12 protein-coding genes are annotated in these 12,724 nt (G+C 69.3%); 8 read left to right on the top strand and 4 right to left on the bottom strand.

Features of this window, described 5'->3' with window-relative positions; all coding sequences use genetic code 11:
* Positions 1–176: 176 nt before the first annotated feature.
* Together ACH495_RS30195 and ACH495_RS30200 are read right to left on the bottom strand one after the other, a co-directional pair.
* Positions 177–1,871, bottom strand: a complete 1,695-nt coding sequence (locus ACH495_RS30195) for a sensor histidine kinase (RefSeq protein ID WP_396861107.1) — start codon at positions 1,869–1,871, stop codon at positions 177–179.
* 52 nt (positions 1,872–1,923) lie between these two features.
* Positions 1,924–2,697, bottom strand: coding sequence for a response regulator (locus ACH495_RS30200; RefSeq protein WP_396861108.1), 774 nt, complete (start codon positions 2,695–2,697; stop codon positions 1,924–1,926).
* On the opposite strand from ACH495_RS30200, the gene ACH495_RS30205 reads away from it, so the two are divergent.
* The 4 genes from ACH495_RS30205 to ACH495_RS30220 are packed head-to-tail and all read left to right on the top strand — an operon-like array spanning position 2,678 to position 6,295.
* Positions 2,678–3,802, top strand: a complete 1,125-nt coding sequence (locus ACH495_RS30205; RefSeq protein ID WP_396861109.1) for an efflux RND transporter periplasmic adaptor subunit — start codon at positions 2,678–2,680, stop codon at positions 3,800–3,802. The genes ACH495_RS30200 and ACH495_RS30205 overlap by 20 nt on opposite strands.
* Positions 3,799–4,482: an ABC transporter ATP-binding protein gene (locus ACH495_RS30210; protein ID WP_396861110.1), complete on the top strand. Its 684-nt coding sequence runs from the start codon at positions 3,799–3,801 to the stop codon at positions 4,480–4,482. Before ACH495_RS30205 ends, ACH495_RS30210 begins: the two co-directional genes overlap by 4 nt.
* Positions 4,479–5,693, top strand: a complete 1,215-nt coding sequence (locus ACH495_RS30215; protein WP_396861111.1) for an ABC transporter permease — start codon at positions 4,479–4,481, stop codon at positions 5,691–5,693. The genes ACH495_RS30210 and ACH495_RS30215 overlap by 4 nt, the downstream gene beginning before the upstream one ends.
* Positions 5,694–5,746: 53 nt before the next feature.
* Positions 5,747–6,295 carry a hypothetical protein gene (locus ACH495_RS30220; RefSeq protein WP_396861112.1) on the top strand — a complete coding sequence of 183 codons (549 nt, stop codon included), beginning with the start codon at positions 5,747–5,749 and terminating at the stop codon, positions 6,293–6,295.
* Positions 6,296–6,349: 54 nt separating this feature from the next.
* On the opposite strand, the gene ACH495_RS30225 is transcribed toward ACH495_RS30220, so the two are convergent.
* Together ACH495_RS30225 and ACH495_RS30230 are read right to left on the bottom strand one after the other, a co-directional pair.
* Positions 6,350–7,303, bottom strand: a complete 954-nt coding sequence (locus ACH495_RS30225; RefSeq protein WP_396861113.1) for a lysostaphin resistance A-like protein — start codon at positions 7,301–7,303, stop codon at positions 6,350–6,352.
* 21 nt (positions 7,304–7,324) lie between these two features.
* Complete coding sequence (locus ACH495_RS30230) at positions 7,325–7,975, bottom strand: hypothetical protein (RefSeq protein ID WP_396861114.1); 651 nt, start codon at positions 7,973–7,975, stop codon at positions 7,325–7,327.
* Positions 7,976–8,073: 98 nt separating this feature from the next.
* On the opposite strand from ACH495_RS30230, the gene ACH495_RS30235 reads away from it, so the two are divergent.
* The 4 genes from ACH495_RS30235 to ACH495_RS30250 all read left to right on the top strand — a co-directional run bounded on the left by ACH495_RS30235 (position 8,074) and on the right by ACH495_RS30250 (position 12,701).
* Positions 8,074–8,676: a TetR/AcrR family transcriptional regulator gene (locus ACH495_RS30235; RefSeq protein WP_396861115.1), complete on the top strand. Its 603-nt coding sequence runs from the start codon at positions 8,074–8,076 to the stop codon at positions 8,674–8,676.
* Positions 8,677–9,087: 411 nt separating this feature from the next.
* Positions 9,088–10,680: a cellulase family glycosylhydrolase gene (locus tag ACH495_RS30240; RefSeq protein ID WP_396861116.1), complete on the top strand. Its 1,593-nt coding sequence runs from the start codon at positions 9,088–9,090 to the stop codon at positions 10,678–10,680.
* A gap of 128 nt (positions 10,681–10,808) precedes the next feature.
* Positions 10,809–11,621, top strand: coding sequence for a helix-turn-helix transcriptional regulator (locus ACH495_RS30245; RefSeq protein ID WP_396861117.1), 813 nt, complete (start codon positions 10,809–10,811; stop codon positions 11,619–11,621).
* A gap of 132 nt (positions 11,622–11,753) precedes the next feature.
* Positions 11,754–12,701 carry an NADP-dependent oxidoreductase gene (locus ACH495_RS30250; RefSeq protein ID WP_396861118.1) on the top strand — a complete coding sequence of 316 codons (948 nt, stop codon included), beginning with the start codon at positions 11,754–11,756 and terminating at the stop codon, positions 12,699–12,701.
* Positions 12,702–12,724 lie beyond the last annotated feature (23 nt).

Consider the following 12,724-nt stretch of genomic DNA (forward strand, 5'->3'; position numbering starts at 1 on the left):
CCGGGTGGTGACCCGACCGCTCAACCCGCCGCTGACCCGGCGCATCACGACTGCGGTCCGGCGACCGGCTGCGTCACGCCCCGAGGTGACGGCCGCGCTCAGCGCGCTGAAGGCAGGTGACTGACCTCGGCCGGCGCCGGTCCGACCTGGAGCTGCAGATCATGGCGCATCCCCGGTCACGTGCTGGGCAGGCGCACGGTGAAAGTGCTTCCGACACCCAGCCGGCTCTCGGCGGTGGCGGTGCCGCCGTGGGCTTCCGCCAGGCGCCGAACGATGGACAGGCCCAGGCCGCTGCCGCCGGTGGACCGGGTACGTGACGCGTCGGCGCGCCAGAAGCGGTCGAAGACCCGGGGGAGATCGTCCGCGGAGATCCCGGTGCCGGTGTCGACGACGGAGATCGTCAGCCGGTCACCTGTCACGCCGGCTCGGATGGTCACCCGGCCCCCCTCGGGTGTGTGCCGGATGGCGTTGGCGACCAGATTGCCGACCATCTGCCGGAACCGATTCGGATCGACGGAGATCAGCGGATCGCCGGTGAGCTCACTGAGCATCACCTTGCCGGTCCGCTCCGCCGCTTCCCGGTGCGCGTCGACGACCTGGGTGAGCAGATCGGCGACGTACACCGGCTCGGGATGCACGGTGAGCGTCCCGGCATCCGCAGCGGCGAGGTCGCGCAGGTCGTCGATGACGTGCTGGAGCAGAACGGCTTCGTTGAGCACCAGGTCGACCAGTTGCGGGTTCAGTGGGACCACACCGTCCTGGGCGCCTTCCAGCCAGCTGCGGATGTTGGTCAACGGCGAGCGCAGTTCGTGCGCCACGTCGCTGACCATGTCCTTGCGCTGGCGTTCCAGTTGTTCACGTCGTTCGCTGAGATCGTTGAAGATGCCGGCGAGATGGCCGATCTCGTCGCGGGATCGAACGACGACCCGCTGCTGGCGCCCGGCGGGGTCGCCGGCTGCCTCGGCCAGCATCTGCAGTGGGCGTACCAGCCGGATGCCGACCAGCACGGTGATTGCGGTGGCGAGCGCGAGAACGAGGCCGGTGACCCAGAAGATGCGCAGCAGACTGGGCCGGGAGAGGTCGATCGTGGTGCCGCCGGCTCGGCCGTTCAGCGAGGTGACGAAGACGTATGCAGTCGGCGCCACGTACGTCCGCAACTGATTGCGGCGGCCGTCCAGGATGCAGCCCTCGACCTCGCCGCGGGGCGGACGGTCCGCGCCGGAGAAGATGGGTACGAGGTCGGGTGAGATCGAACGGATCAGGTGGGGCCTGCCGAGGCACGCGTTGGTCGCGGTGGCCAGTTCGGTGAGCGATCGTTGCTCACGGGGTATCGCCAGGCGCAGGTAGGGTTCGGTGCACTCGGCGAGGAACGGCTCAGCGCCAGGCCCCTCGACGTGCGGGCGGCCGGACGCGTGCACGGAGATCTGCGCCGCTATGCCGTTTCCGCGAAGGCAGTTCGCCGTTTTCTCCGCGGCGTCGAGCAGGACCGCCGCCTCCTTGTCCGACAGCTGGTACGGCCCGGTCACCCTGGGGTCGATGCTGCCGTGCGGACGACCGCTCAGTGCGCCGTCCAGCCGCAGGGGGTCGATCGTCGCCGATGGCGTGGTGTCGTTCAGTGCCGGCCCGGGCGCGGAGTCGGTCAACACCGTCCGGTCGGGGGTGGTGAGGGTGATCCGCCGTCCGGTCCGCCTGGCCAGGTCGGCCACCAGTGAACCGGCATCGGCCCAGCTGGTGTGGGTCACGGCGTAGCCGATCAGGGAGTCGTAGATGTGCGCGTGGTTGGCGAGCGACTGGCCCTGCTCACGCTCGATGATCTGGGTGGTGGTGCGGAAGGTGAGCCACGCGGTGGCCACGATCGCGGAGAGGGCCACCACCAGCGAGGCGGCCAGCAGCCGTACGAGCAGGCTGTGACGCAGCGGGACCCTAACGCGCCGCATCGGACATCTTGTAGCCCACGCCGTAGACCGTGATCAGGTGGGTGGGGTGGCGGGGATCGGCCTCGATCTTGCGGCGCAGGCTCACGATGTGGGTGTCGATCGCCCGGTTGGTGGACTCACGGTCGAAACCACGAGTGTGCTCGAGCAGCTGAGGACGGGTGAGGACACGCTCGGGCTGGGCTGCCATGGCCGCCAGGATGGCGAATTCCGCAGGCGTGCAGACGACCGGCCGGCTGTCCACGGCGACCGTGTGCCCGTCCAGGTCGACGCTGACCCGCCCCACCCGCAGGACTCGCTCGCCGGGGTGCTGCGCCAGAGCGGCACGTCGCAGCAGTGCACGTACCCTGGCCATCAACTCCCGGGGGCTGTACGGCTTGGTGAGGTAGTCGTCGGCGCCCAACTCCAGGCCCAGCAGGAGGTCGTCCTCGCTGCTGCGAGCGGTGAGCATGAGGATCGGTACCGGCGACTCCTCGCGCAGGACCCGGCAGACCGTCAGGCCGTCGAGGCGCGGCATCATCACGTCCAGCACGATCAGGTCCGGGCGGAGTGCCCGGGCAAGCTCCAGCGTGTTGCGTCCGTCATGTGCCACGGTGACGTCGTTGCCGTCGCCCACGAGGTAGCGGCGGACGAGTTCGGCCTGATTGCGGTCGTCCTCGGCGAGGAGGATGGCGGCACACACGCGCCGACTATAGGTGCGTTCGCGAGGCCGTCCGCCGAAGCCGACAGGTTCGCCACAATCGTTGTCGAGGATCGGCAGCATGTCACCTAGTAAGCGCTACTGGGCGTACGGCGGCGTCGCGCTCCTGCTGGCAGGCGCCGCCATCGTCGCCTGGTCGCGGCTCGACGACCGGGCCGGCGAGAACGTCCCACCACTCCCCGCCACCGAGGCGTTGCCGGCCGTCGCGGTGGTCCGGACGGACATCTCCAGCGGCAAGCCCCTGCCCGGAACCATCGGGTACGGCCCGGCCAGATCCCTGAAGACCCAGGGCGAGGCGGTGATCACCTGGCTGCCCGCCGTGGGCGACGTCATCAGACGTGGTCGTCAGGTCTACCGGGTCGCCGACCGGCCGGTGCCCCTCTTCTACGGCGACGTGCCGCTGTACCGCCCGCTCGATCGTCCCGGCATCGTGGGACGCGACGTCCGCGTGATCGCCGACAACCTGAAAGCCCTTGGCTACTCGATCGGCGTCCGGACAACGGGCGGCTCGCAGACGAAGTTGAGCCCGACGGTGATCGTGCACCGTGACGAGGCTGTCATGACCGAATCCCTGATGAAGGCCGTCAAGTCCTGGCAACGCGACCAGCGGTTGCCGGAGACCGGCGTCGTCGGCCGCGGTGACGTCGTCGTCCAGCGCCAGGCGATCCGGGTCGCGTCGCTGAGCGCACAGGTCGGCGACGTCACCGGCGGGGAGTTGATGACGATCACCTCCACCGCCAAGGTGATCAGTGTGCCGGCACAGGTCGGTGACGCCGGCTCGGTCGAGCGCGGCGATACCGTGAGCGTGACCATGCCGGACGGCACGAAGAAGCCCGCCCGGGTGGCGTCGATCGGCACGACGGCCACCGTCGATGCCGGCGACCCGGGCGCCCCGCCCACCCTCACCATCACCGTCGAACTCACCCGGCCCGCCGACGCGGACCGGCTGGACTCGGCGACCGTCGACGTCGACTTCACGGCCGAGGTACGCAAGGGCGTCCTTGCCGTGCCGGTCGGCGCACTCCTGGCACTCAGCGAGGGCGGCTATGCCGTGCAGGTCTCGGGTGGTGGGCTGGTCCCGGTGCGAACCGGCCTCATCGCCCGGGGTCTGGTCGAGGTCGAGGGCGAGGGCCTGAGCGAGGGCACCCGGGTCGTGACCACCTCATGACTCCGGTGTTGCGGCTACGTGCGGCCACCAGGATCCATCCCGGCGGGGTGGTCGCGATGAACGCCGTCGACCTGGACGTCGAGCCGGGTGAGCTGCTGGCCGTCGTCGGCCCGTCGGGATCGGGCAAGTCCACGCTTCTGCACACCATGGGAACGCTGGACCGGCCGACCTCGGGCACGGTGCAGGTCGACGGTATCGACATCGCCGGCCTGTCCGACCGGCGGCTGTCAGCGCTGCGCGCCAGGCGGCTGGGCTTCGTCTTCCAGCAGTTCCGTCTCGCCGCGGGAGTCTCCGCCGTGGAGAACGTGGCCACCGGCCTGCTGTACGCGGGAGTCCCCCGACGCCGACGGCACCCGTTGGCCGCGGAGGCGCTCGAACGGGTCGGCCTGGCGCACCGCATGACGCACCGGCCGCACGAGCTGTCCGGTGGTGAGCAGCAGCGGGTGGCCATCGCCCGGGCACTGGTCAACGGTCCCGCGCTGGTGCTGGCCGACGAGCCGACCGGCGCTCTCGACACGGCCACCGGGCAGACGGTGCTCGAACTGCTCACTCGGCTGCACGCCGAGGGCACGACGATCGTCGTGGTCACGCACGACAGGCACATCGCGGCATGCATGCCGCGCCAGGTCGAGATACGCGACGGCAGGATCCACTCCGACTCGGCGTGGGGAGTGGCATGACCACCTCCGGCCGGGTCACCCGTCGCGTCCGGCTGGCGCCGCTCGACCTGCTCGCGCTGGGGCTGGTCGGCCTGCGTACCCGGAAGTTGCGGGCCGTGCTGTCCGCTCTGGGGATCTCCATCGGCATCGCCACGATCGTCGTCGTCACCGCCATCCCGGCTTCGAGTCAACGGAATCTGATGCGGCAACTGTCGGCGCTCGGAACCGACGTCCTCCAGGTCTCGTCGGCGCCGAGCGGGACCGGCGAGGCGGTGGCCCTGCCGGCCGAGGCGCCGGCCATGGTCGCCCGGATCGGCCCGGTGCGGCAGGTGGCCGCGGTGGCCAACACGCACACCTCGCTGCGCCGCTCGGACAAGACCGAGGCCGGCGACGGCGCGGGGCTCACCGTGCTCGCCGGATCACCCAACCTGTTGCGACTCGTACGGGGACAGGTGCGCAGCGGCCGGTTCCTCGACTCGGCGTCGGCGAGGCTGCCGGTGGCCGTGCTGGGCTCGGCGACCGCCACCCGACTCGGGATCGGTGACCTGGGCCGGACCGAGCCGCCACCACAGATCTTCATCGGCAGCCAGTGGTACACCGTGGGCGGCATCCTGGCCCCTGTCGCGCTGTCGCCGGATCTGGACGTGGCGGCGATTGTCGGCTGGGAGTCGGCAGTCACCTACCTGCATTTCGACGGGCGGCCCACGGTCGTGTACGTGCAGGCGTACGAGCCGGCGGTCGAGCAGGTCCGGGCGGTGCTGCCGGCCACCGTGGACCCGGCAAGCCCGGGGCAGGTACGGGTGAGCCTGCCGTCGGACGCCCTGGCGGCCAAGCGGGCGACAGCCGACACGTTCTCCGCCCTGTTCCTCGGCCTGGCCGTGGTGGCGTTGCTGGTCGGTGGCGTCGGCGTCGCCAACACGATGGTCGTGTCGGTGCTGGAACGGCGCTCGGAGATCGGGTTACGGCGTGCCCTGGGTGCCAGCCGTGGTCAGGTCCGCAGCCAGTTCCTCACCGAGTCGGTGGTGCTGTCGATGCTGGGTGGCCTCGCCGGCACGGCCATCGGCGCGGCGGCGAGCGCCGGGTATGCCGCTCATCTGGGCTGGCCGGTCGTGATACCGGCGGGCGCGACGTTGGCCGGGCTCGGCGGCGCCGCGTTCATCGGCGTGGTCGCGGGCGTCTATCCGGCGGCCCAGGCGGCACGACTGCCCCCGACGCAGGCGCTCGCTTCCTGATCTCGCTGTCGCATCCCGACAGCTTCTTGACAAACCAGGAGGAATCTATCCCCATGAACAAACTGCCCGCGGTTCTGGCCGTACCGATGCTTGTGGTCTTCCTGACCGGTTGTGGCTCTTCCGACTCGGCGGCCGACGACACGGCGCCCGCCGTCGCGTCGGTCTCCCGGACGCCGGAGACCGCGTCGTCGTCGGCCCCGGCGAAGGGGCCCCGCGCCCGGCTGGACACCACCGCAGCGGAGAAGAACGGCTGGGCGCGCGCCTACTGGCAGTGCATGAAGGACAACGGTGCACGGGTCGACGACTCGGAGAAGGCGAAGGCCATCGGCTTCGTCGATCCGACCCAGGCCACGCCCGAGATGTTCGCCGCCTGCGCGTCCAAGAAGCCGAACTTCGTGCCGGAGGAGATGGATCCCGACCTCAACCCCAACTACAAGAAGCAGTGGCATGAGTTCGTCAAGTGCCTACAGGGGAAGGGGATGCCGATCGTGGAGACCGACGACGGGTGGTCGTGGGAGTCGTCGAACGTGGTGGTCCCTCCCGAGCAGAAACAGGATGAGTTCGAACGGGAGTGTCAGATCAAGACCTTCGCGAGGGGCTGACGCGGCTGCTCAAGGCCGTGACCGGCCGAAAAGCCGGTCACGGCCTTGTTCACATCACGCGTGGGGCGCGGTACGTGCTGGTCCTGACCGTCGGGTGCACCACCAGACCACTGCGGTGACGGCGATGACGGTGAAGGTGGGGATGAGCAGGTACGGCGTGCCGACTCCGGCTGAGCGGTCCTGCGTCGCAATGCCCAGGTCCACCCGAAGGCACAGGGCCAGGATGAAGGTGAACGTGTTGAGTACGGCGTGCAGCATGATCGCGATCTCCAGGCCGCCGGTGCGCCAGGTGATGACCGCCAGTCCGGTCCAGAGCACGAAGTACCAGACGACGATGTACGGATCCGTTGCACCGTGGACGGCCGTGAACAGCGCGCTGGAGACCAGCACTCCGGCCACCAGTCCGGCGCGTGGGCTGCGGGTCCAGCTTCCGATGACGCGGAAGATCAGCCCACGCACGCCGTACTCCTCGCCTGCCGACTGCAGCGGGGTGAGCAACATCGTGGCGATGAAGAGGGCGATGAGGTCGGTCTGCGACCACGGGACCTCGTCGACGGGGGCGAGGGCATTGAGGGCGTTGGCGACCAGCCAGACGGGACCGAGGACGAGCAGCGACTTGCCGAGCAGGTCGAAGCGGAACCGCGACGTCACGGAGTGCAGGGAAGCACCGGGTACGCCGTAGAGCCACCGCTGGATGAGCATGCTCCACGGGATGAGCAGGCCGAGGGCGATCATCGAACTGGCGTGGGAGAGCGGCGTGTAGTCGGTGCCGCCCAGGATCGGCGGGGTCTTACCCATCTGCACGTCGATGAGCGCTGTCGCCCTGCCGATGACCGTCGGGAAGATGACGAGCCCCGCCAGCAGAAGGACGATCGCCAGGATGCCGCGACCGATCCGGCGTTTGTCGCCCGCGAGCACCCGGTGGTATTCGACCCCGGGAGGAACTGCCGGCCCGTTGCGGGGCTCGCCCGGAGTGATCAGCCAGTTCGGCTTGTTCGTGGTGGTCATGGCTGCCTCTCGTGGATGTGGTTACTTCCCGACCTGGTCGAGCACGCTGAAACGCAGGCGAAGTGCTCGTTCGGTGCTCCCGAGAACGGCGCCGACCGCGAGGGCGAAGTTGAGCCAGACGGGTAGGTGGACGGGTGATTCGAAGGTTCCGATGCTTTCGGCGATCGATGGGATCTGCGAGATCGGTTCGGCGAGCTGCAGCAGGTTGAGACCCGCGCCGATGAGGAGCATCAGCACCGAGAGGAAGCCGACGGTCCAGCTCAACGCCGGGTGATCACGTTCGAGGCGGGCCCGGCGCCCTTCGGCGGACTTCGGATCGGGAATGAGCCGGTGCTCCGCGCCGGTGGTGGTGACGTAGTGGCAGCGCTTGAGCCCGAATGCGCTGATCGCCACCTCGATGGCGCCGCCCGCGACGGGGAAGGCCGCCGGGAGCTTGGACTCGGCGTGGTGTCTGCCGTCGAGGTAGAGGTGTGCTCTCGCCTTGCCGCCGTCCGGGTCGGTTCGGCGTGGGATGTCCACGGCGTACACCGTCTGCCGGCCATCTCCGTGGGGGAGCGGGAGGTAGAACAGTGCGCGGAAGGGCAACTGCCACCAGCGGAGGCGTTTCAACGCCCGCCCGTCTCCGCTCTTGATGCGTTTGGCTGCCCGTCGTTGCCGCCAGTCCTCGATCACGTTCCCTCGCTCACCGTTGGCCGTCGTCTGCCACTAACACGCTGTACTAGTGGCGACGCTAGCACAGCGTGCTAGTACGATGTGTCAGGAGGTGGCGGATGACACGGGACGACGGGAACGCCGGCTCGCGGGAGCGGATCCTCGCGGCAGCGGCGGCGATGTTCGCGCAGGACGTGACGGCGAAGCTGAGCGTGCGTGCGGTTGCGGCGCGCGCCGGGGTGAGCACGGGCTCGCTCAGGTTCCACTTTCCGACCCAGCTCGCGCTACGAGAGGCCGTGCTCGCCAGGATCTACGGCCAGCTACTGTCGGACGACCCGATCCAGGACCGGTCAATACCCGCCCGGGACCGACTGGTCAACTGCCTCCGGCAGGTGCTCGCTCCCGTCGGCGTCGGGAAGCAGGCCCGAGAGGCGTGGACCAAGGCGTGCCAGACGTACATCGCAGCCGACCCGACCCCGGACGTGCGCACGGCGTATCTCGCTCTGGAGCGGGAAGGGGGGCGCCGCGTCGAGTATTGGCTGACGGTTCTCGCCGAGGAAGGCGCGCTGCCCGAGGAGGACCACGCACGCCGAGTGAAGTTCCTGCTCACAGTCCTCAACGGACTGTCGATCGAGCGGGCCCTGCCCGCCGAAGACTCGATCTTGAAGTCCGAGACGGAAACCCTCTACACGGCCGTCGACTGCGTCCTCGGCGGGAGATGACCCCCGTTCTGCTGTCCGGCTGGTCGCACCAATCCTCCAGGGTAGAGTGATCATTGGCTCACGGACGGTAGCAAGAGTCGCGGCGCCGTCACAAGACCTCTGGGGAACGACGAACGTCATTGTCTGTTCCTGTTCTCAAACCCTTGTGGCCGGTTCCGGCGCACAGCGACGGCGAGCCTCCGTCGCCCGCTGACAACAGGCGGCCGGCGGCTGGTCAGGGCCTTGCGCATCGGGTTCCGGAAGGCCTCGGCCGCGGTTCGCCGACGGGGCCCCGCGGTCGGCAACCTTGCCTCACTCATGCACATGCATCTATTCTTTGACGGCCCATCGACTGCCAGCGTAGGCAATCGAATATCGTCGAATCGCTTCGACAACCCAGCGTGACGGTTGGTTCGAAGACGGGAGATTCTTGTGAAATCCACACTCAGGAAGGTTCAGTTCGCCTTACTTTCCGGCGTACTGGCGGTGGCCGGGTCCGCGGCCGTGATGACGAGTTCCGCGTCGGCCGACAGCATGGCCCAACTGAACGGCACCCAACTCGTCGCCAACATGGGGGCGGGCTGGAATCTGGGGAACGCACTGGAGGCCAATGCCAACGGGATCCCCAGCGAGACGGCGTGGGGCAACCCGGTCGTGACGCAGGCCTTCATCGACCGGGTGAAGGCAGCGGGGTTCAAGACGATCCGTATCCCGGTCTCCTATCTGGGAAACATCGGGGCCGCCCCGAACTACACGATCAACTCCGCCTGGCTGAATCGGATCCAGGAAATCGTCGACTACGCCTACGGCCGCGGTCTGTACGTGCTGATCAACATGCACGGCGACGGCTACAAGACCGTCACCGGCTCGTGGTTGATCTGCGACTCGTCGAATCAGACGACGATCAAAGACAAGTACCAGAAGGTCTGGCAGCAGATCGCGACCAGGTTCCAGACCTACAGCGAGCGCCTCATCCTCGAGTCCATGAACGAGGAGTTCGACGGGCAGTACGGCAATCCCACCCAGCCGTGCTACTCGAACATCAACGCCTACAACCAGATCTTCGTGGACACGGTCCGTCGGACCGGCGGCAACAACGCCTCGCGCTGGCTGCTCATCCCCGGCTGGAACACCAACATCGACTACACGGTGGGCAACTACGGTTTCGCGCTGCCGACGGACCAGTACCGGTCGTCGTCCGTTCCCGCCAACGAGCAGCGGCTCATGATCTCCGTGCACTACTACGACCCCTGGGACTTCGCCGGTGAGGAGAACGGCACCATCACGCAGTGGGGGCCGGCCGCCACCACTCCGGCGCGGAAGTCGACCTGGGGACAGCAGGACTTCATGGACACGCAGCTGAAGAAGACGCGTGACACCTTCGTCTCGCGTGGCTACCCGGTCTTCGTCGGTGAATACGGTTCGGTCGACAAGACCTCGGCCGACTCGACGAACAACAGATACCGCGCGGACTACGCGCGCACCCTGGTGTCCACCGCCAAGAAGTACGGGGCGGCCACCGCCTACTGGGACAACGGCTACAACGGGGCGTACGGGTTCGGGCTGTTCAACCGCAGCAGCGCCACGGTCACCCAGCAGGGCATCATCGACGCGATCATGAGCGCCGTCGGCGGCGGCACCCCGACGACACCGCCGACCACCACCCCGCCGACCACCCCGCCCCCCACCACCCCGCCGCCGACGACCCCGCCGCCGTCGAACGGGCGGTCCTGCTCGGCGTCGTACACCGTGACCGGTTCGTGGCAGGGCGGCTTCCAGGCCGAGGTGCGGGTGACCGCCGGAAGCTCGGCGATCAGCGGTTGGACGGTGACCTGGACGTTCGCCAACGGGCAGCAGGTGACGCAGTCGTGGAGCGCCACGGTGACCACCAGTGGCTCGACGGTCACCGCCCGCAACGTCGGTTACAACGGTGCGATCAGTGCCGGCGGTAGCACGACCTTCGGGTTCCTGGGGTCGTCGAGCGGCGTCAACGCCGTACCGTCGTTGTCCTGCACGGCGAGCTGAGCGGGCCGTGAGTCGACGGGCCGGGCGTCACGGACGCCCGGCCCGTACAGTGGGTGACCTGCGCCGCGCCGCCGCCGGCCACCCGACCGGCGTCGAGCGCCACCGTACGACTGGAGTCATGGACAGGGATGGACCGGGCACTGCTGGCGGATTTTCTGCGGGCCCGTCGGGAGGCGCTGCAACCGGAGGACGTCGGGCTGCCCCGAGGGTCGCGGCGGCGCACCGGTGGGCTGCGGCGTGAAGAGGTAGCGGTGCTGGCCGGCATGTCGTCCGACTACTACAGCCGACTCGAGCAGCAGCGCGGCCCGATGCCGTCGGAGCAGATGCTCGCCGCCCTGGCCCGGGCGTTGAAGCTCAACCCCAGCGAGCGGGACCACCTCTTCGCCCTGGGTGGGCACGCGGCACCACGCCGCACCCTGCGTGACGAGCGGGTCAGCCCCGCCATGCGGCACGTGGTCGAGCGTCTCACGGACACCCCCGCGATTGTCTTGTCCCGTTTCGGCGAGACGTTGTTGCAGAACCGGTTGGCAGTCGCCCTCCTCGGTGACTACCGCAGGTTCAGCGGGATGGACCGCTACCTGGTCTACCGCTGGTTCACCGATCCGGTGCAGCGCGCCCTCTACCCGCCCGAGGACCACCCCATCCGCAGCCGGGTCTTCACCGTGGAGATCCGGGCCGCGTTCACCGCCGACCCGACCGGCACGGCCGGCGAGATCGTCGAGGCACTGCTGGCGGTCAGCCCCGAGTTCGCCGAGGTCTGGCGGCGGCACGAGGTGGACGTCACCCACCACCACGACCTCAAGCGCTACCGCCATCCCGAGCTGGGCGAGCTGGAGCTGTACGCCCGCCGGCTCGTGGACCCCGACGAGGGCCAGGAGTTGCTGGTCTTCCTGGCGCAGCCCGGCTCGCCGAGTGACGAGAAGCTCCGCCGCCTGACCTGAGCGGTCCCGTTATCCACGGACCGGTTGTCCGTGGATAACTGTGACATTCACCCGGCCTCCCGTTCGGCCCACGCTTGGCGGGTCGAACAGGAAAGCGCTTCGAGATCGAGGCGATCACCCAGGAGGCTTGCGATGAAGGCAGTGCGTTTCCACGAGTACGGCGACCCGTCCGTCCTGCGTCTCGAGGACGCCGAACAGCCGGTCCCCGGTGCCGGCCAGGTCCGGGTCCGGGTGACCGCGACGTCGTTCAACGCGGTCGACGGCAACATCCGCGCCGGTTTCATGCAGGGCCCCATCCCGGTCGCGCTCCCGCACACCCCCGGCCTCGACGTCGCCGGCACTGTCGACGCGCTCGGCGAGGGCGTCGCCGGCGTGCAGGTCGGCGACCGGGTCGTCGGCTTCCTGCCGATGACCGAGCCCGGCGCGTCCGCCGAGTACGTCATCGCGCCGGCCCCGGTCCTCACCCCGGCGCCGGTGAGCATCCCGCTGACCGACGCCGCCGCCCTGCCGCTGGTCGGGCTCACCGCCTGGCAGGCGCTCTTCGACCACGCGAAGCTGACCACCGGCCAGCGCATCCTGGTCAACGGCGCGGGCGGAGCGGTCGGCGGGTACGCGGTACAACTCGCCCACCGGGCCGGCGCCCACGTCATCGCCACCGCCGGCCCGCGCAGCAGCGCGGCCGTCACCTCGGCGGGCGCCGACGAGGTCGTCGACCACACCACCAACGACGTGACCGCCGCGGTCACCGGACCGGTCGACGTCGTCCTCAACCTCGCACCCGTCGAGCCGGCGCGGCTGGCCGCGCTGCTCACCCTGATCCGGCCCGGCGGAGTGCTGGTCAACACCACCGTCTGGATGCCCGCCCCCGCCGACGAGAAGCGCGACGTACGCGGCATCGACCTCTTCGTCCGCAGCGACGCCGGCCAACTGGCCCACCTGGTGAGCCTCGTCGACGCCGGCGAACTGCGCGTCGACGTCGCCCGGCGGGTGCCGCTGGCCGACCTGCCGGCCCTGCACGCCGACGCGAACGTCGGGGCGCTGCCCGGCGGCAAGGTCGTCGTCGCCGTGACCGGCGCCTGATCCCCGTTCGACGACCACGAAGG

Origin of the sequence: Micromonospora sp. NPDC018662 (assembly GCF_044391475.1) — a bacterium.
In the GTDB taxonomy this organism is placed as follows: Bacteria; Actinomycetota; Actinomycetes; order Mycobacteriales; family Micromonosporaceae; genus Micromonospora.